Origin of the sequence: Colwellia sp. PAMC 21821 (assembly GCF_002077175.1) — a bacterium.
In the GTDB taxonomy this organism is placed as follows: Bacteria; Pseudomonadota; Gammaproteobacteria; order Enterobacterales; family Alteromonadaceae; genus Cognaticolwellia.
The window spans coordinates 387,453-407,156 of record NZ_CP014943.1 but is presented as its reverse complement, the minus strand read 5'-3'; the positions used below and the strand labels follow the sequence as shown (position 1 = coordinate 407,156).

Sequence of the window (19,704 nt, the reverse complement as noted above, 5' to 3'; positions counted from 1 at the left end):
GCTTATTTTTTATAAAAGTTTCTAAAATTAATGCTTTTCAACCATAATAATAAGTGGTGATTAAATTAGCGCTTTACTTGCCGGCTTTGGTCTTGATTACAGTATGGTTTACATTTACCCCAAGGAAACTATAATCATCCGTCAATCATAATGATTGAAATTTTAAACTATGCATTAGAAAATTTATTTAGAGGTGTCTATGTACAACCTACCATTAACAATAAAACAAAAAATAATAATGGGGTTTAGCACAATAGGGATTTTATTAGTTGCAGGAAGCATTTTTTTTTATAACTCATTAACACAAATAAGCCAAGCCAATAGTAATGTTGAGCTCTTGGCTGTACCGGTCCAAAAGCAAAGTAGCGCTTTACAGATCAAATTACTCAATATGATCAAAGTAGGTGCCTTGGGATTTACGCAAACAGACTTCGCTAACTTGATGAATAGCGAACAAGAATATACGAATTTAAATAAAGAGTATCAATCGGCTGTTACAGTTTTAAGCAGTAAGTTGATTGACCAACCTAAAATGCTGCAAGCGCTGAATCAAGCTCAGAATCATTACCAAGCGTACGTTAATCAGAGCGAGAAATTTTATTTAGCGAAAAAAAATATTGCCTCAGCTAATGATCAATTTGTGGCTAATTATCAAGCTTTCATTGAAAGTCGTGACCAAGCAAGTAATAAAATGCTTGATCTTGAATTACTCGAGCTACCTGATAATGGACAGTTGCTAGATGATATTATTGGCAATGGTGCGCGAATTGACGATATGCTGTTCACCCTTCAAAGCACAATGTCAGGCTTGAAGCAGGTAACAGAACTCGATGTATTGTCACAGCATAAAGAAGACGTAAGCTTTTTAATTGCTAACATCAAAAATAACTACGATTTTATGCAGCGACTATTTTCCAGTGTTGATGATAAGTCGTTACTTAAAGCCTTTTCCACTGAGTTTGCTATTTTAAATAACTTATTAGTTGAGCCCGGCAAACTATATCAAGTCAAGCAACAAGCCTTAGACGATTATATAAATGCCAATATCGCTTATAACCTTTCTGTAAATAGTTTTAATGCAACGTATCAGCAATTAACGTTACTGTTATCTCTTGCTGAAGCACGTTTTGATGAGTTGCAGTTAACGACCAAAGCGAAAGTTGATACAGGCGTTAACCTGGCCATATATATGGCTGTTATCTTTGTCGCCTTAGCTACTTTTATTGCTGTGGTAACAACGCGGACGATGTTAGGTCCATTAGCGGCAGCCAATAAATCATTAGCTTTGATAGCTCAGGGTAATTTAACCCGAAGGTTAACGATTAAGAACCAAGATGAATTTGGTGATTTATTCAATAATATTAATAAATTGAGTGATGATTTAACTTCATTGTTAAAAAACATTAGCCAGAATGCATACTCACTGAACGAGTCGGCAAAAGTGACCAGTGAGCAAAGCCACCGAATAGCTCAGTCAACATCGGCACAAATCACCCGTGTATCTGACGCTAAACTTATTGCGGAAAAAATGTTTATCAGTTCATCAAGTGTCACAGATGAAGCAAATTTGACCGCTAACAACGTGTCAGAAGCGACTAAACACAGTTTTGAAATACGAACGATTGCCGACGATAACAGTAGTCGTATTGAATCTTTGTCGACAAGTTTAAGTGACTCTGTTGAAGTCATGACTCGTTTAAGTAAGCACAGTGACAGTATTGGTGGTATTTTAGACACCATAGGTAGCATTGCTGATCAAACTAATTTACTGGCATTAAATGCTGCAATTGAAGCAGCACGGGCGGGTGAACATGGACGAGGCTTTGCTGTTGTAGCTGATGAAGTGAGATCGCTTGCCTCTCGCACCCAGGCATCAACTGCTGAAATTCAACTGATGATCAATTCACTGCAAAAAGAAACGCAAACGGCGGAAATTGCGATTTCTCAAGGGCAGAATCAGGCGGCAGAATGTGTGTCTCAAAGCCAAGAATTAAGTCATGCGATTAAACAAATTGAAACCGCACTGCATACCATTGATGAGATGAGTAAAAGCATTAGCGTTGCATCGAATGAGCAACTAGGTTTTAGTCAAGAAATAGAACTTACCATGACTGAAGCAGCCGAAGCGGCAACATATAATGGAGCTGAATCACAAGATTTGTCTAACCGCAGTGATGAGGTAAATGAATTAGCGAACTCGTTAACTAATTCTGTGGCACGATTTAAGCTTTAAGCTCTAAGCTCTAAGCTTTAAATTTTAAGCTTTAAATTTTAAGCTTTAAATTTTAAGTTTTAAGTTTATAAATTAGTTGGTCGCTAGCATAACGGTAAAAAAGCCCTAAATAGCGTAAGTTATTTAGGGCTTTTTATATTAATTATAAAAGTGAACTATCTAGGTGCGTCAGCATAAGGGTCAAATGGCTTATTCTCATTTGAACTGTTTTTTGAGCTATTATTTGAACTTCGCTCTGTATTGCCATAGCTAGGCTTGTCGCTTGATTTAGCATGACTGTTTTCACGTTTATGCTCAGGCTTATAGGCTTTGTTATACTCTTTTTTATGCTCTTTTTTATGCTCTTTTTTATATTCAGGCTTAGAACGATGAGTTTCTTTAAAGCTATCTTTACTTAACGGTATAATAGCTTCACCACGCACTAAAACTTTTGGTTTTTTGGGTTTTATATTTAACGGAATCACGCGTTGGCGCGGTGGTATTTCAAACTCATCTTCACCGGCTTCTGGTAGGTTTTTAAAGTCATAAAGATAAAAACGTTCAAGTTTTTCTCTTGCCCACTCAGTTTTACGCAGAAACTTTAAGCTTGAAGCCATGCTTGGATTGCTCTTAAAGCAGTTAATACGCGTATACTCAGCCAAAATATCAAAGCCATAGTGAGTTACTAATTCGTTTAGTAGCGTGTCTAATTTTAATCCATGTAAAGGATTGTGTAATTGTTCGTTTTCTTGACTCATGGTTGACTTAATTTGACTGACATTACTTGATATTATACACCTAAATGCTTGGGTTATAAGCGTTGATTTTATTTCTAGTGCTAACCGTAGGAAAATAAAGCATTACATACCCCTCAGCTAAATGTTGTACACTTGTTTTAACTCATTTATAACTTTTGATAATAACGGATCCCTGATATGAAAAAACTGATCGTACTTTTAACTATTTCCACGTTAAGTAGTTCGGCTATAGCACAAGAAACAAGCTGGTTTGAAAGCTTGAAAAGCCTCGTCGGTTTGGGTGAAACAACCGAGCAAAGTGTTGAAGCTAATACACCTGACATTCAAAGTACTAATGGTTTGGTTGACATGCTAACGAGCTCTTTAGATGTTAATGCTGATCAAGCCGCTGGTGGTATGGGCGCTATTTTTAATTATGTAAAAGACAATGTTTCAACTGAGCAATTTAGCCAGCTTGCTAATTCAGTACCAGGTGTTGAAGGACTTGTCAGTCAAATGCCTGATATTAGTCAACTCAGCTCAGGCTCGAGCGAAGGTTTGGGTGGCTTACTGGAACAAGCATCACAATACAGTGATTCATTAAAGTCTATTAATGATGTGAAAAAGCAATTTGAAGCTTTAGGATTAAAGCCTGAAATGATCAGTAGTTTTATTTCTACGGCACAAAGCTACTTAGACACAGAGCAAGGTCAACAAGCAAAGCAAGTATTAAGCGATGGTTTAGGTAAACTTTTAGGTTAATACTAAGCGCAGATAACTGACTCTTTTCGAGCGTCAGTTATCCTATTTCATAGCATATGAAAACGTTACTCATCCTTCAATCGCCGCCCATCTTACATTACAGGTCATAGTTTTTATCGACTGGAAGCGCTTTTATTGGATATTTAGCCAAAAAAATATAATAGAAAGATAATTTAAGTCACCATGTTAAACATGGCTAAACTGTTTGTAGGGCTTAAATTATCGACTTCATGTGTTATTAATATTTATACTGAGAACACCATCTAAAAAATCGTGTATCAGTAACTACAATACACAAAACGCTTTTTTTTACCTAACATTACGCTATATTAACTAACTTAATATTTCGGGAAATCGGGCAATATGTCATTTAATATTTTACGTAAGTTACAACTTATGGCAGTAGCCATTATTACTTTGTTTACCATTGTTATTTTAACTATTCATTCAAATAGTAATGCAATAGCAGATGATTTTTATAACTTTTATCAAAAAAATTATAAAATATCAGCACAATTTGAACGAGTAAAAGAACTGCAAATTGACACTATGCTGAATATTCGCGGCTTACAAATTAGTTATTTGCTCAAGTTGGATAATCAAACCGATGGTTATTTAAAGGTTATTAAAAATAATGAAGCACTAACCCCTAAATTGCTTAATGAGATGTCTGAAAATTTCTCCGGTAAACAAAGCGAACTCGAACAATTAAAAACTTTTACAGGAGAGTTTCAAAATAAGGCAGCATCTTTTGTATCTGCCATGATAAATTCTCCTGAAAACAAAGCACCTTTTCCTGTGTTTAAAGCGTTTATCGGATCGTATAATGATTTAATTGCTTTCTCTGTTGAGTTTAAAAAGCAAGTAGATTTATCGGCCGAAGCAACGAGAGGCTCGGTTATAGAAAATATAAATATGAGCAGTACTGTGTTTTATTTAGGATTGATCATCGCGGTACTTGTTTCATTACTGTTAAGTTTTCTTATCGCTAATAGAATTAGCGCAGGTATTAAAACAGTTCGCGATACGGCAGAAAAACTAGCTGGCGGATCTTTGCAACAAAAAGCCATAGTCGATAGTAAAGATGAAGTATTTGAACTGGCGGAAGCGTTAAATAATACTATCGCTAGCTTACAAGAAACTATTATTGCTATTAGTGAGTCTGGAAAGTTAGTCGATAAAAATAGTAGTAATGTACTGCAATTAAATGAGGCTATGCTTGCGAGTTCTTTTACCATTACAGATAACACTAATTTAGTCGCGACCGCGATTGAAGAAATGTCATTAACTAGTGATAGCATCGCCAAAAGTACAACAGAGTCGGCAACTTTCGCTACAGAAATACAAGCATTAACCGTGCAAGGTTTATTATCGTCAAATCAATCGGTTAAAGAAATTAGTTCGTTGATTAATTCAATTAGTATTTCAGCCGATGTTGTACACCAGTTGAAATCTGAAACAAAGAACATTGAGCAAATTCTTGATGTTATTCGAGGCATCTCTGATCAAACCAACTTACTTGCGTTAAATGCCGCTATCGAAGCTGCCCGAGCAGGTGAACAAGGTCGAGGTTTTGCCGTTGTAGCCGATGAAGTTAGAGGTCTAGCTCAACGCTCTCAAGATTCAGTGAATGAAATTGAAAGTTTACTCGGCAATTTAACACAAGTGGGCGATGAGGCGGTTAAGAAAATGGTTGAAAGTTCAGACACCGCTAAGCTGCTACAAGAAAAAGTGGACGAGAGTAATAATTTAGTCGAAAAGATTCAAGCTAAAGTAGATTTAGTTAACGACCAATCGCATCAAATTGCCACTGCTGCTGAAGAGCAAAGTGTTGTAGTTTTAGATTTAAGTAAAAATATGCAACAAATTCAGACATTAGTTGAAGACAATTCGATACTCGTTAATCAATCAAACGAGCGAAGTATCGAAATGAAAGAAGCGAGTCAGCAAGTTCAAAATCGAGTCAATTATTTCACTCTTTAAAAATAAAATAAAATAAAAAAGCCGCTAAATATAGCGGCTTTTAATATTGATGTGTAAGGTTTAAACAAGTAAAACATCTCGATGGAATGTGGTGCTATATAACAAATTATATCAGCAGGTATATCTTAAAATGTATCGACAATTAAAACCGATTTATCAAAGTATTAAAAAAATAACCGGTTATTCAGAGTAATGAAAGCTTTAAGTTTTGAGCTGTCAGCTGTCAGTAACTAATGGTTAGTTTTTAGGTTGGCACTTGTGTTTGCTTTTTACTGATAGCTTAAAACTGACAGCTTACAGCTAAAAAAAAGCTTTAAGTTTTGAGCTGTCAGCTGTCAGTAACTGATGGTTAGTTTTGATGTTGGTGGTTGTTTTGATTTTTACTGATAGCTTAAAACTGACAGCTTACAGCTAAAAAAAGCTTTAAGTTTTGAGCTGTTAGCTGTTAGCTGTCAGTAACTGATGGGTAGTTTTGATGTTGGTGGTTGTTTTGATTTTTACTGATAGCTTAAAACTGACAGCTTACAGCTAAAGAAAGCTTTAAGTTTTGAGCTGTCAGCTGTCAGCAACTGATGGTTAGTTTTTAGATTGGCACTTGTGTTTGCTTTTTACTGATAGCTTAAAACTGACAGCTTACAGCTAAAAAAAAGCTTTAAGTTTTGAGCTGTCAGCTGTCAGTAACTGATGGGTAGTTTTTAGATTGGCACTTGTGTTTGCTTTTTACTGATAGCTTAAAACTGACAGCTTATAGCTATCAGTAAAATCTTATAGCTAGAAAAATCTTACAGCTATCAGTAAAATCTTATAGTTAAGCGAAGCTTAAATCGTATTGCTATGTAGCGCAATTCTATTGCCTTCTGAGTCATGAATTATAGCGCGAAAACCGTGGCCTCCCAGTGACATTTTATCTTCTACCAGTCGGCCGCCGTGCATTTCTGATTGCTTAATAGCATCGTCAAGTCGGCCATTAACATTAAAGTAAATCAGTGGCCCTGAGGTGAAAATATGTTCAGGTGGTGAGGGCACTAAGCAGCCTGAAACATTGGTTTCGGCATGCGGCAGAATGCCAACAGTGAAATGTTCAAACGCTTCCTTTTTAACAATGCCTTTAAGAATTGCGCTATAAAACTCAATAGCGCGCGACAAGTTTATAACGGGAATATCAACCCAAACAATTTGATTTTCCATATTGTTTCCTTCGTTGTTGATTTGTTATTTACGGTGTTATTTTTGAACAATGACAAACTTTATGTTGTTAATAAGTATAGTTGAGTAATTTAATTAGCCATATTTTTAGCGTGGACGTTGAATTTAATTATCGTTCTTTTTAAAGGTTTCTTTGCTGGTTAGTAGCAAGCTTGCCGGAGAGGCGGTAGAATAATTGCTTTGATTTTTATGACTTTGGCGTGCACGACATTATGCGAATTATTCACACTTCCGACTGGCACTTAGGCCAACATTTCTATGGCAAAAGTCGAGCACGTGAGCATCAAAAATTTTTAAATTGGTTAATTGAACAATCCCAAAGTCAGCAAATAGATGCGATTATTGTAGCGGGCGATATTTTTGATACCGGCACACCACCAAGTTATGCCCGCGAAATGTACTTTGATTTTATTGCTAAGTTGCATCAAACACATTGCCAGTTGGTGGTTTTAGCGGGTAACCACGACTCTGTTGCTATGTTATCAGAATCGCAAAAGTTACTGCAGCAACTATCAACACGGGTTATTTCTGCGGCAAGTGATGATATAGCAGAGCAGGTATTTGTCCTTAAGAGCCTTAAAACTCAGCAGCAAGCCGTGATCTGCGCAATCCCATTTATTCGCCCTCGCGATATTGTTAAAAGTTATGCAGGGCAATCAGCCAGTGAAAAACAGCGATCGCTGCAACAAGCGATTACAGGGCACTACCAAACTTTATTTGAACAAGCTCAAGTGTTATCGCAGGATGTTCAAGCGGGCGAAGCGCGTTTGCCGATTATTGCCACAGGGCATTTAACGACCATAGGCGCATCTACTAGTGAGTCTGTGCGTGATATTTATATTGGCACTTTAGAAGCGTTTCCTGCCAGTGAATTCCCCGCGGCTGACTACATTGCTTTAGGTCATATTCATCGGCCTCAAAAAGTAACCAAGAGCGAACACATCCGCTATAGCGGTTCACCCATTGCATTAAGTTTTGATGAAGCTAATACGCAAAAAAGTATTGTTATTGCACAATTTAACGCCGGAGAGCTAAGCAATGTCGAGCTTTGCAAGGTGCCATGTTTTCAACCTTTGTCGATGGTAAAAACACATTTAGAAACCTTAACTGAAGATATTTCTGCCGTTGTTGAAACTAAAACCATAGAATCGAAAACATTAGAATCGGAAAGTGCAGAGTCGAGCGCTGCAGGATCGGAAAATACCGACCTAAAAAATACAGTTTCACAAAATGCTCAGGCTGAAAAACAAGAAAAAATTTGGCTTGATATTGAAATTGAAAGTGCTGAATATTTACTAGATTTAAGCGCTAGAATTGAGCAAATAGTAAAAGAAATGCCGGTTGAAGTGTTACTCGTTAGGCGGAGTAAAAAAGCCCGCCAACAAATGCCGAGTCATGAGAAGAAAGTCACTTTAAGTGAATTAAGTGTTCAGGAAGTATTTGACGCACGCTTGGCGCTAGAGCCTTGGCAAACAGATGAACAGCAACAGCGTAAAACTCGCTTAAATAGTTTGTACCTCGATATTGCAGAGCAAACACAGCTTGCCAGTTCAGCAAAACGAGCTTTAACAGAGCATAATGAAGCTGATACTAGTTCGACTATTAAAGTGGAGCAAAAATAATGAAAATATTATCGCTGCGCTTTGAAAATATTAATTCTTTAAAAGGTCACTGGAAAATTGATTTTACGCAATCGCCCTTCGATACCAGTGCACTTTTTGCCATTATCGGCCCAACGGGCGCTGGCAAAACTACTATACTCGATGCCATGTGTTTGGCGCTATATCATCAAACGCCTAGGCTAACTATTTCGGATAAGCAAAACCAATTAATGACTCGCCATACGGCGAACTGTTTAGCTGAGGTTGAATTTGAAGTAAAAGGCCAAGCTTATCGTGCATTTTGGAGCCAACGTCGAGCGAAAAATAGTATTGAAGGCAATTTACAAAAGCCGACCGCTGAGCTAGCTAAACTAGTCTCTACGGGTGAAGATAACAGTGAATTAGCCGTTGGGGCAGCCGAGGTTATTGCAACAAAAGTTTCCGATATACGGACCGAAATAGCACGATTAACGGGCTTAGATTTTTCTCGTTTTAGAAAATCGATGATGTTATCGCAAGGTGAGTTTGCTGCTTTTTTAAATGCACCAGCCAATGATCGCGCCGATTTATTAGAAGAGCTAACGGGTAGTGAGATTTATGGCGAAATTTCTAAAGCGGTGTACGATCAGCATAAAGAGGCAAGTAACGAATTAAAGTTATTACAAGCTAAAAGCACCGGCATGCAATTGCTCTCAGCAGAACAACAACAGCAAATAAATGAGCAACTTAACAAGGCTAATGCTCAGCAGCAACCTTTTGAAGCTCAACTCGCACATTGGCAGCAAATTCGTAGCTGGTTGATGAATCTGCAAAGCGCTAACAAACAAAAATTACAAGCTGAGCAACTACAAACATCAGCACAGCAAACACAACAAGAACATGCTACGCAACTGCAAGCGTTAGCCTTGTCAGAGCCCGCTGAAAACTTACGGGCTGACTATCAGCAACTCAGCTATGTAAATCAACAGCTTGTTGAGCTTAATGAGCAAGCAAGGTTACTTGCAGATGATGCGAAGCAAAGTCAATATCAGGTAGATAATGCCGAAAAAGAACTCGCAGAATTTTTACTATCACATGCTAAATTTGTTACCCAGCAACAAGAAACTGAGCAACTAATCGTTGAGCAAGTACTGCCGCTTGATAGCAAAATAGCTCAATTGATTGAGCATAAAAATCAGCAAGTTACCCGAGTAAATGCAGCGAGCGAAGCATTAGTTCAAGCAACCGTGCAAAGCGAGCAGTTAGCCATACAAAAGCAGTTGCAGTTAGATAAAATAACTAACGCGCAAGTTATTATTTCGCAACAAGGGTATTTGGCTACATTGCCTGAACACCTGCCGTTATGGCGTAATATGCTTGCTCAAATGGTTAATGAAAAGCAGTTGAGCTTTGAGCTAGACACGCAGAATGACAACCTACAAACGCAAACCGATTTACTATCGAATGAACTCATCAAATCGCAAGAGCAATTAGTTGCACTAGAAGCAGATTATAAACAACAGCAAGTCATGCTTAACACGAAAGAAAACGATATTTCCCAGTTGTTACAGCAAGTCCAGTGTCAAAATGAGCAAGCACTTAGCCAGCAACTCCATGGCATGCAATCGACGATAAATGAGCAATCGCAAGCGCTGCATAATGCTGAGCGTTACCAGACATTAAACACTGAACTTCAGGAAATTGATAAAGCATTAGCCTTAGATAATCAGCATTTAGCAAATTTAGCTGAGCAATTAACACCTTTACGCAAACACTACAAAAACCAAAAATCTGAGTTTATTGATGTCCAGTTAATTGTTGAACAGCAAAAAACAATTATGTCGCTAAGCGCACACAGAGATAATTTAAAAGTAGATGAAGCTTGCCCATTATGTGGTTCAGATCAGCATCCCGCTATAGCGGATTATCAGGCACTTAGTGACAATAGTTCAACTGAAAGCGAACATCAACAGCGTCTAAAACAACTGACGGTTGAGTTAGAGCAACTTGAAACTCAAGGCAAAGCTTTGTCTTCAGAGCAAGACAGACTAAAAGAGAAACTTAATTTCATTACTGAAAATAAAGCAATAAAACAACAAGAACAGCAAAGTTTATCGCAGCAGTGGTTAGCATTAAGAGAGTTATTGAAAATTGACTTTGAATTATCAGCCTTTGAGCAAATAAAAGCAGACATTCATGCGCGGCGACAACAATTTGAGCAGTTAAATAATGCGAATAACCAATTACAACAATTAAAGCAGTCTAAGCAACAACAAAGTGAATTAGTTTTAGGGCTAGAAAAACAGTTAGTGAACTTATCTAATCAGCGCGAAAATAAAGCGGTGCAATCAAGCCAGTTGCAGCAACAAATTGCGCAAAACAAGCAAAACCTTAATCACAAGCTTGAGCAAATATCGCAAGAGTGGCAAAAGCTAAGCCTGCTTATGCAAGATTGTCAGTTGGTAATGCCTGAATGTTTTAGTGTTTTTCAGCCCTCTAATACGGCTAATAATACATTTTCACCTAATACGTTTGCTGATGCTGTGCAATTACAACAAACCTGGATAAACGATCTTGAACAGCAAAGCCATGGTTATCAAACAGCCCTTAGTGCGGTGGCAAGCGATAATGAGCAACTACAGCAAGTGCAACAGCAACTTGCGATAATACAAAGTAAAATTGAACAACTAACTGAATCGGAACAAGCGATAAAAAATGAATTAACGATAATCGAAAGTCAGCATAATGATGCTAAAACCCAGCGCCAAGCATTGTTTGCAGAGCAAGATACTCAACAAATGCGCCAACAGTTAAAGCAACAACAACAAACACAAGAACAGCTACTTGTTAATCTGCAAAATAGCGTTAATGAACAGAAAAGCCTTCAACAAAACATTAGCGGGAAGTTAAACGGGAATGTCGACGCGATAAGCCGTTTAACGCCACAACAGCAAGCTGCTGAGCAAACTTGGCAAACGCAATTAACCCATAGTGACTTTGAAACTGAAGACGATTTTAAAGCGGCATTATTAAGCCAAGAACAACGCATAAGTTTAAAAGCAATACAGCAAAATATTAACCAACAAACTCAACAAGCTAATGCACAATTTGAGCAAGTACAGCAGCAATTAATACAACTTGAAGAAGATAAATACCAGCTTCAAGCGCAGACAAAGCAGCTTGTTGCCACTATTCCTCTGGATGAAGAGAATGCCTGTAATAGCGATGAACTGCTGAATGATCTAATGTTCACTGAAATATTAACGCTAGATGCGGATGTAGATATAACAGAATTTGATAATAAAGCCGCTGTCTGTAAAGAGAAATTGAAACAACTGCAAATTCGCCAAGGTCAACTAAGTCAGCAAATTACCCAAGATCAGCAGCAGCGTAATGAACAACAAACATTACTCGATGAAATAGTTAAGCAACAAGCAGAGCTCGATGATTTGTCACATCTTAACGGCCTAATTGGTGCAGCTGATGGTGCTAAATTTAGGCGGTTTGCTCAAGGGTTAACGCTTTCTCACCTCGTTTATTTAGCGAATCAGCAGCTCAATAAATTGCATGGTCGTTACCAGTTGCAACGTCAGGAATCAGACAGTTTGGCCTTAGAAGTGCTTGATACTTGGCAAGCTGATAGTGTGCGCGATACGAAAACCTTATCCGGTGGTGAAAGCTTTTTAGTGAGTTTAGCGTTAGCACTGGCGCTATCAGATTTAGTGAGCGCAAAAACCAGTATTGATTCGCTATTTCTTGATGAAGGTTTCGGCACTTTGGACAACGATACTTTAGAAATCGCTTTGTCTGCGCTTGATTCCTTAAACGCCAGTGGCAAAATGATTGGAGTTATAAGCCATGTAGATGCGTTAAAAAAACGTATTGATGTACAAATAGAAGTGAAGAAACAAAATGGACTTGGCGTGAGCGAATTAGCTGATTGTTATCGCTATCTTGGTAGTTAAGCGTTATTCATTCTATAGCAAGGGTCTGTCGGCGTTAATTTCTGGTAATAAGCTAACCGCTGATAACGTTGCAGCGCTTGCTGCGGTGACCTGATATTTATTGGCGGTATTTTCTAAAAAACCGTCATCTTTGAGCTGTTTCAACGAAAGCTCAAGTTTTGGAACTAAATCGGCGTGTTTTTTATTGAGATAAGTAAAAAGGTGGAATGAAAGCACTGCCGGACTTTGTATTATTAATTTACGGCTTAATTCGGGAGATTGATTCAGCATCTTTTTTGCAACCGATGCAAACATAATAGCCGAATTTACCCGTTTATTGGCAACCATTTCTAACACTTGTTTGTTCGAAGAGACAGCGACACGATTTTCAATGTTGAGATACTTTCTGATCGTTTTAGAACCTCGTAGAAATGAGACTTTGCCTTGATTGATGGTTTCCCAGGTGATCGGACGGGTGATTTCTTTTTGTGCCAATGTAATCATCACTATTTCAGTTAATACGATAGGCTCGTTAACGAGTCGATAATTTGATGTGTCTGCATCTGAAATATCTTTAAAATTGATTACACGCGATAGATCGCCATCAACATGACCACTATTTACTTGCGAAATAACTCTGCTGCCAGGCATTTCAATAACGTTTACTGTAATTGAATAGGGTCCAAGCGCTGCTTGAATAACTTCTGTCAAATATAAACTCAAGGGAGCTCGAGCATGAGTTGCAAATAGCAGGGGCTCTGTTGCTATTGCAGGCAAGGAAACAAAGATCAAAAAAATAATATTGATGTTTCTTATAAAACCTCTTATTTTTAGCTGTTTCATATGTTCCATACTCTAAATAATGAAATTCTCTTTGCTCGTATCAATTATTTTTCATTCTGGATAGTGCTGTAAAATTATTGGTCATGAAAACTAAACATATAGTATTGTTATATATGTATAGTGTCTAAAATACAACCAAGTAGTTAGTGACGATACGTTATTATAAAAATTTCAACCGTAATTTTTAGATAAAGATGTTATTTTAAATTCGATTAATGGCCACTTTTAGTTGGCCATTAAAGCAATGGAATAATACAAATAGAGGTAATTATTGAGCAGCATCTAAATCATTTGAGTAAGCAAATAACGCTGGTGCGCCGCCAGTATGCCAAAATAAAACACTGTCTGTTTTCTTGATTTTCCCAGTGCGGATCATATCTATTAGGCCACCCATTGCTCTACCAGTATATACAGGGTCCAATAATATGCCTTCAGTTTGAGCTGTCATCGAAATGGCTTCATTTTCTAAGGCCCCAATGACACCATAACCTTCACCGACATAATCAGCGTTAAGTATTAAGTCTGTATCTGAGAAATTAAGGTTTTCACCTATTAATTTTGCCGTATTATTAGCAAGAGATACAATGTATTGATTAAAAGGGACTTTATCAGTTTCACCTTTATCGATATTTATGCCCACTACTTTATAAGATGATTTAAATATTTTATTCCCAAGCATTAAACCAGCATGTGTGCCGCCTGAACTAGATGCAAATACAATATGGGTGAAAGAAGCATTTATGTTTTGACGCTGAGACTCTAACTCTTTAAATGCCTCTAAGAATGCTAAAGCACCTAATTCGTTTGAACCGCCATAAGGGACAACATAAGGTTTTTTTCCTGTTTTCTTTAATTGCTCAACAATTTCAGGAATATCTTCTCCTTTACGGTTTGTGCCCGACCAATGTATTTTACAACCAAAAATTTTATCTAGCAAAAGATTACCATCAGATTTTTCTGGTTCTTGTCCGCCTAAAACTAGATGACATTCAAGCCCTAAACTAGCCGCCGCTGCTGCGGTTTGGCGGCAATGGTTTGATTGCGCAGCACCAGCAGTAACAATAGTGTCAGCACCTTGAGCTAGTGCATCTCCGATAATAAACTCAAGTTTCCTTGTTTTGTTACCACCCAAGGCAAGCCCCGTATTATCATCTCTTTTCATGTAAATTTTGGGCCCATTAAGCTTTTTACTTAATTTAGTCAGTTCAACTAATGGCGTTGGGAAAAAACCTAAAGGCTCTCTAGGCATGTGTTCATATTTCATACTTCATCCATTCTAATACAAGTGTAAAGGGCTCGATTAACAAATAGTCTGGCTATAATCTGTGAGCTTAGTTTTGGGTTGCCCAGACAAAACCTAAGTATACGACATGTGTGTTTTTAACGTACACAAGTTGGCAATAGCTTAATTCAATTTATGCATATCAATGAATCAAGTAACAACAATATTAGGTAATTTTAGCGTATATTAAACCGGAAAATACAGTTATCTATTAATAATTGAATATGGTGCTGAGGTCCTGGCTACTCTAACTCACGGTAATAGCACTGAAAAGTATTTTAACAGAGTAAACTCTTATTTTATAAAACAGTGGGGTAAAGGTAAATATGATATTTTATCTCAGAAAAATTGTGCTAAAAGGCTTCAGTATGAAAGGCGCCAATAATTTATTCTGTCAGGATTAAATACCCAAGCTAAGATGATATATATTCAAAATACAGCGTTGCTTTCGACTTAACCATTTTAGACTTAACCATTTTAGACTTAAATTGCGCTGTTAGATAAATAGACTCACCAACAATAGATTTTTATTAATATAAATGAAAATAAAAGTTTACTTTATCAATTGTTAGCGATATAGTGCTTGCGTTAATTATTCCTATCTAGTTTATTTAGCCGATTGTTTAAAAAATCGTGTTATGCCTTTCCCTTTCACAGTTAGTCATCACTTAATTTATTAAGCTTAAATTATTGTCTGATTTTTCGAGTTTTTTTCGTAAATATTTTTTATTTTTTCACACATAAAAAGAACAACTACACAATAATATAGCTTTTGTTCATGCGTATTTACGCACATTAAAAGAGTTTATTATGTCTTATACATACCAAGGTACGATCTATTCGATCGCCTCGCCAGTTCAATCAATATCTGTTAACAAAAATAATGTTGCAGTGACCGATAAAAACGGCACAAAACTAATTTCATTTACCAATGTAAATGAGTCAAAATCATTTTTAGCTTGGATTTACCAAAGCTAGAAAGTCAAACCTCAGCTATTACCAGTTACTTTAGTGATTTAATAGCACCCGTTTGAGTTTTGTTTTTACTGAACGCCAATGCGTAACAGGTTTTGTTGGCGACAACGCTATCAACTGTTGCCATTGCTGTTCAGTTAACTGAGCTTTCACACCATGAGCTAAAAGTACAGACTCAACATTCAAGGCCTTTATTTTTTTCAACGACTCAAGATACCTATTAGGATAAAAAACCGGGTAGGGTGGTATGAAGGCGCCTCTAACTTTCACCATTAAGTCGGCAACATAAATTTGCTTACTTTCTTTATGATGCAAGGATATATCTCGGTCAGTATGACCTTGAGTAAAATGCACTTGCCAATCTTCAAAACCAGGTAAAACTGTCTGATCAACTAGATAATAATCTGGTGTTAGTGAGCTAGAGTAATAGATATATTTTTTTACTTTTTTCTGACGACCGGCTACCCATAAAGTAAGTAACATATCAGTTAAATGCATTAACTTACCGTCTAAACTTGAATACCATTGTCCCGGTACATTCGCTGCCGCTACCTTACAGCCATATTTTTTACGTAATATATTTGCAGCCCCTGCATGATCAGGGTGCATATGTGTGACCACAATTAAGGCAAGCTCAGACATCGGGCGTTTAAGTTGATTAACAATAAAATCTTCAATAACTGGAATGTCGGCTCGGCAACAGCCATCAAGCAATAAAAGCTTATCAGCGTACTCGGCCAGGTAAATATTTTGAATATAACCATTTAAGCAATGTAGTTCGATCATAAAAGTGACTATAACGAGTTAGTTATGATTAAAGTACCTTGTTATTGATAAAACCTCAACAGATTAGACGACTCATTAATAAGCTGTTTTTATTATCGTATTTCCTTAATTCAATAAAAAATTTTTCAGATGCTGGTGCTATTAGGTCATATAAAGTTTAAATAGCGTATTTCAATAATGGTTTTTAGAGACATCAAACCATACAATAGTAACTATAAAGTATTGATACTTGGATTTTTCTTGGAACTTTGGATTTACTTCACTTTACTTGCTGCTTTTATGCAAGCCATTCGCACTGCGGGCCAAAAACAGCTTACGCAACATCTTAATGCTATGGCAACAACCGGTGTTAGGTATATTTACGCACTGCCTTTTACCTGGCTTTATTTATGGTGGGTGCTCGATTATAGCACCTTGCCCATGCCGCCATTAAATAACCAATTTTTACAATACGCGCTAATCGCATGTGTGATGCAAATTATTGGTACGGTATGTTTAGTTGCTGCATTTAAATATCGCAATTTTGCTGTGGCGACGAGTTTAGCTAAAACCGAAGCCATTCAAGTTGCCGTTGTCGGCGCCTTGCTATTTTCAGCTAGTTTAACCCTGATGGGCTGGTTTTCAGTAGTTATTGGTGTGGTAGGAGTTTTGTTAGTGTCCAAAGTTAAGTTTACGCGTAAAGATGTTTTGCAAAACCCAGGAGCAGGTTTTGGTTTAGCGTCAGGTTTAGGTTTAGCAATAACCACATTACTCGTTCGTGAATCTAGCTTGGCGTTAAATACAGACTTGTTATTGAGTGCTGCAGTTACTTTAACTTTTATGATCACGGTGCAGTCGATAATTTCGTTAATTTACGTATATTGTCAGGATAAGCGTCAGCTTGTTACTATGTTCACTCAATGGCGTTTATGTTTATTTGTTGGTATTACCAGTGTTGTTGGCTCAATAGGTTGGTTTACGGCCATGAGTTTTCAAAATGCGGCTTATGTTAAAGCATTGGGACAAGTAGAGTTTTTTATTACCTTGTTTATAACCTACCGTATTTTTAAAGAAAAAATATCAGCCGTAGAGTATTTAGGCATGCTGTTGATCATTATTAGTGTGTTGGTTTTATTACTCTGGGCTTAGCTTGGAACAGTGTTATTGCTTTAACTCTGGATTAATTCACCATAAGAGTACAATTGTTAATTCAATTGGTATCACTATTTTGTTAGACTCAGGCGCAAAGACTCACGCACAATTTTTTGCCCTATATTTTTACCCTATAAAAGTGGCAAATTAATACTAAATACTAGCTTGGAAATAATATGAAAATTACCGATAAAACCGTTGTTCAGTTTCACTACGTACTTAAAGATGAAGCGGGTGCTGAAATAGAGAACTCTCATGCTGGTGACCCATTAGCCTACCTACACGGTTACAAAAACATGTTAGTTGGCGTAGAAAACGCATTAGCTGGCAAAGAAACTGGTGACAAGTTTTCAGTGACGTTACAACCTGAAGACGCTTACGGTGCGCGTCAAGAAGATGCAATACAACGTGTACCAGTAAAACATATGCAAGGTTTACCAACGCCAAGTGCTAAATGGAAAGCGGGCATGACAGCGGTAGTGAATACTGATGGCGGTCAACGCCAAGTGACAGTACTTAAAGCCGGTAAATTTATGGTGACTGTTGATACTAATCCACCACTTGCGGGTAAAGTACTGACTTTTGATTTAGAAGTTGCCGATGTACGTGAAGCAACGACTGAAGAAATTGAACATGGCCATGCCCACGGCGCAGGTGGTCATCACCACTAAGCGAAAGTTTTCTTTCGTCATTTAAAAACCAGCCTAGCGCTGGTTTTTTTGTTTTTAAGGCTCACAAAGAGCAAGGCTAGGCCATAAAAGATAATACTAAATACTTAAAACTATTTACTTAACGCTTAAAACTAATCACTTATCCGTTATTGAACTGAATAAACTTTCCGCTTATCGAATTCATTTTTTATTTTTTTGCCATACTGTTATAACTATACCTAGATACTAAAATAATAATAAGGCCCAGAACATGTTTACATTGAAATCTTCAATATCAACTATCGCGCTAGTCGTGAGTGCTGCATTGTCTCAGTCAGCATTGGCGGCCACTACCGTTATTCATGCCGGTGAATTATTGGTTAGCGCTGGTAAAACTCCGCTTAAGCAACAAACTTTAGTGATTACCGATGGTAAAATCACCGAGCTTAAATCTGGGTTTGTTGACGTAAACCGTTTCGAAAACGATACAACATTCATTGATTTATCTTCAAGTTTTGTGATGGCTGGCCTTATGGATATGCATGTGCATTTGCAAGGTGAACTGGGTCCGAAAAACGATAGTGAAATGGTAAATTTATCTGACGCGGATACATTAATGAAAAGCGCTTATTTTGCTCATAAAACCTTAATGGCTGGCTTTACAACTGTCAGAGATTTAGGCAGCAGTGCTGAGCAGATATTTGCGCTTCGCGATGGTGTAAAGCGCGGTTGGATAACTGGGCCAACGATTATTGCCGCTGGTAGTAGTGTTGCCGTAACTGGCGGACATGGTGATGTAGACGGTATGGCGCCTGATTTAATGGAGCTGCATACCGCAAAAACGGTTTGTGATGGCCCTTACGATTGTCGACGCGCCACGCGTCATGCGATTAAGTTTGGGGCAGATGTGATTAAAATCACCTCAACGGGCGGTGTGTTATCAGATACCGATACCGGTACGGGTCAGCAAATGGCCGATGATGAATTAAAAGAAGTGGTTGATACCGCCCATGCTCTGGGTCGTAAAGTGGCGAGTCATGCCCATGCCGCAGCCGGTATTAACGCGGCATTACGTGCAGGCGTTGACAGTATCGAACATGGCAGTTACGCCGATAAAGAAAGTATTAAACTCTTTAAAAAAGGTGGTGCTTATTTAGTGCCGACATTAATGGCGGGCGATACCGTGGTTAATATGGCAAAAAACACTGACTTTATGTCGCCAGCTATCCGCGCTAAAGCTATTCGTGTCGGTGGTGACATGATCGAAAACTTCAAACGCTCATATAAAGCGGGAGTAAAAATAGCTTACGGTACTGACAGTGGCGTTTCAAAACACGGCTATAATGCCCGCGAAGCACAGTTAATGTTTGAAGCGGGTATGTCACCACAAGACATTTTAGTGTCAGCGACAATCAATGGCGCTGACTTAATTGGCAAGTCAAAAAGTTTAGGTACATTAGAAGTGGGTAAAGTGGCGGATATTATTGCCATGCATGCTAGCCCATTAAACGATATTAATGAACTGCTTGACGTAGACTTTGTAATGAAAGGTGGTAAGGTCGTTAAGCAAAAGTAAGTACGATAACGATTAAAGACATTGGTTAAATTGAGGC

Annotated in this window: 14 protein-coding genes; 9 read left to right on the top strand and 5 right to left on the bottom strand. The window is 37.7% G+C overall.

Annotated features, from left to right (window positions below):
* Positions 1–238: 238 nt before the first annotated feature.
* Positions 239–2,233, top strand: coding sequence for a methyl-accepting chemotaxis protein (locus A3Q33_RS01625; RefSeq protein WP_231295760.1), 1,995 nt, complete (start codon positions 239–241; stop codon positions 2,231–2,233).
* Positions 2,234–2,388: 155 nt separating this feature from the next.
* Here A3Q33_RS01625 and A3Q33_RS01620 read toward each other — a convergent pair whose 3' ends face one another.
* Positions 2,389–2,970: a VF530 family protein gene (locus tag A3Q33_RS01620; protein WP_081178245.1), complete on the bottom strand. Its 582-nt coding sequence runs from the start codon at positions 2,968–2,970 to the stop codon at positions 2,389–2,391.
* A 177-nt stretch (positions 2,971–3,147) separates the two neighbouring features.
* On the opposite strand from A3Q33_RS01620, the gene A3Q33_RS01615 reads away from it, so the two are divergent.
* Positions 3,148–3,711: a DUF2780 domain-containing protein gene (locus A3Q33_RS01615; protein ID WP_081178243.1), complete on the top strand. Its 564-nt coding sequence runs from the start codon at positions 3,148–3,150 to the stop codon at positions 3,709–3,711.
* Between the two features lie 363 nt (positions 3,712–4,074).
* Positions 4,075–5,694, top strand: coding sequence for a methyl-accepting chemotaxis protein (locus A3Q33_RS01610; protein ID WP_081178241.1), 1,620 nt, complete (start codon positions 4,075–4,077; stop codon positions 5,692–5,694).
* 819 nt (positions 5,695–6,513) lie between these two features.
* Here A3Q33_RS01610 and A3Q33_RS01605 read toward each other — a convergent pair.
* The gene (locus tag A3Q33_RS01605) at positions 6,514–6,882 is read right to left on the bottom strand and encodes a VOC family protein (protein ID WP_081178240.1); all 369 of its coding nucleotides are present in this window, start codon (positions 6,880–6,882) and stop codon (positions 6,514–6,516) included.
* Positions 6,883–7,112: 230 nt separating this feature from the next.
* Here A3Q33_RS01605 and sbcD point away from each other — a divergent pair, with 230 nt between their 5' ends.
* Positions 7,113–8,522, top strand: a complete 1,410-nt coding sequence (gene sbcD, locus A3Q33_RS01600) for an exonuclease subunit SbcD (RefSeq protein WP_081178238.1) — start codon at positions 7,113–7,115, stop codon at positions 8,520–8,522.
* Positions 8,522–12,445: an AAA family ATPase gene (locus tag A3Q33_RS01595; protein WP_155866672.1), complete on the top strand. Its 3,924-nt coding sequence runs from the start codon at positions 8,522–8,524 to the stop codon at positions 12,443–12,445. The genes sbcD and A3Q33_RS01595 overlap by 1 nt, the downstream gene beginning before the upstream one ends.
* 12 nt (positions 12,446–12,457) lie before the next feature.
* Here A3Q33_RS01595 and A3Q33_RS01590 read toward each other — a convergent pair whose 3' ends face one another.
* Positions 12,458–13,267, bottom strand: coding sequence for a substrate-binding periplasmic protein (locus tag A3Q33_RS01590; protein WP_196798029.1), 810 nt, complete (start codon positions 13,265–13,267; stop codon positions 12,458–12,460).
* A gap of 268 nt (positions 13,268–13,535) precedes the next feature.
* Positions 13,536–14,531 carry a D-cysteine desulfhydrase family protein gene (locus tag A3Q33_RS01585; protein ID WP_081178235.1) on the bottom strand — a complete coding sequence of 332 codons (996 nt, stop codon included), beginning with the start codon at positions 14,529–14,531 and terminating at the stop codon, positions 13,536–13,538.
* An 828-nt stretch (positions 14,532–15,359) separates the two neighbouring features.
* Here A3Q33_RS01585 and A3Q33_RS20710 point away from each other — a divergent pair.
* Positions 15,360–15,527, top strand: a complete 168-nt coding sequence (locus A3Q33_RS20710; protein WP_182130918.1) for a hypothetical protein — start codon at positions 15,360–15,362, stop codon at positions 15,525–15,527.
* 30 nt (positions 15,528–15,557) lie between these two features.
* On the opposite strand, the gene A3Q33_RS01580 is transcribed toward A3Q33_RS20710, so the two are convergent.
* Positions 15,558–16,307, bottom strand: coding sequence for an MBL fold metallo-hydrolase (locus A3Q33_RS01580; RefSeq protein WP_081182177.1), 750 nt, complete (start codon positions 16,305–16,307; stop codon positions 15,558–15,560).
* A 243-nt stretch (positions 16,308–16,550) separates the two neighbouring features.
* Here A3Q33_RS01580 and A3Q33_RS01575 point away from each other — a divergent pair, with 243 nt between their 5' ends.
* From A3Q33_RS01575 to A3Q33_RS01565, 3 genes are all read left to right on the top strand, one after another.
* Positions 16,551–17,438, top strand: a complete 888-nt coding sequence (locus tag A3Q33_RS01575; protein WP_081178234.1) for a DMT family transporter — start codon at positions 16,551–16,553, stop codon at positions 17,436–17,438.
* A 179-nt stretch (positions 17,439–17,617) separates the two neighbouring features.
* Entirely contained in the window at positions 17,618–18,112 is a 495-nt protein-coding gene (locus tag A3Q33_RS01570; protein ID WP_081178232.1) for an FKBP-type peptidyl-prolyl cis-trans isomerase, read from the top strand.
* Between the two features lie 250 nt (positions 18,113–18,362).
* Positions 18,363–19,667, top strand: a complete 1,305-nt coding sequence (locus A3Q33_RS01565; RefSeq protein WP_081178230.1) for a metal-dependent hydrolase family protein — start codon at positions 18,363–18,365, stop codon at positions 19,665–19,667.
* The last annotated feature ends 37 nt before the right edge of the window (positions 19,668–19,704 follow it).

Coding starts and splice junctions, on each gene's coding strand:
- A3Q33_RS01565 (WP_081178230.1), top strand. CDS start 18,363: ATGTTTACATTGAAATCTTCAATATCAACTATCGCGCTAGTCGTGAGT.
- A3Q33_RS01570 (WP_081178232.1), top strand. CDS start 17,618: ATGAAAATTACCGATAAAACCGTTGTTCAGTTTCACTACGTACTTAAA.
- sbcD (WP_081178238.1), top strand. CDS start 7,113: ATGCGAATTATTCACACTTCCGACTGGCACTTAGGCCAACATTTCTAT.
- A3Q33_RS20710 (WP_182130918.1), top strand. CDS start 15,360: ATGTCTTATACATACCAAGGTACGATCTATTCGATCGCCTCGCCAGTT.
- A3Q33_RS01585 (WP_081178235.1), bottom strand. CDS start 14,531: ATGAAATATGAACACATGCCTAGAGAGCCTTTAGGTTTTTTCCCAACG.
- A3Q33_RS01590 (WP_196798029.1), bottom strand. CDS start 13,267: ATGAAACAGCTAAAAATAAGAGGTTTTATAAGAAACATCAATATTATT.
- A3Q33_RS01620 (WP_081178245.1), bottom strand. CDS start 2,970: ATGAGTCAAGAAAACGAACAATTACACAATCCTTTACATGGATTAAAA.
- A3Q33_RS01610 (WP_081178241.1), top strand. CDS start 4,075: ATGTCATTTAATATTTTACGTAAGTTACAACTTATGGCAGTAGCCATT.
- A3Q33_RS01605 (WP_081178240.1), bottom strand. CDS start 6,882: ATGGAAAATCAAATTGTTTGGGTTGATATTCCCGTTATAAACTTGTCG.
- A3Q33_RS01625 (WP_231295760.1), top strand. CDS start 239: ATGGGGTTTAGCACAATAGGGATTTTATTAGTTGCAGGAAGCATTTTT.
- A3Q33_RS01615 (WP_081178243.1), top strand. CDS start 3,148: ATGAAAAAACTGATCGTACTTTTAACTATTTCCACGTTAAGTAGTTCG.
- A3Q33_RS01595 (WP_155866672.1), top strand. CDS start 8,522: ATGAAAATATTATCGCTGCGCTTTGAAAATATTAATTCTTTAAAAGGT.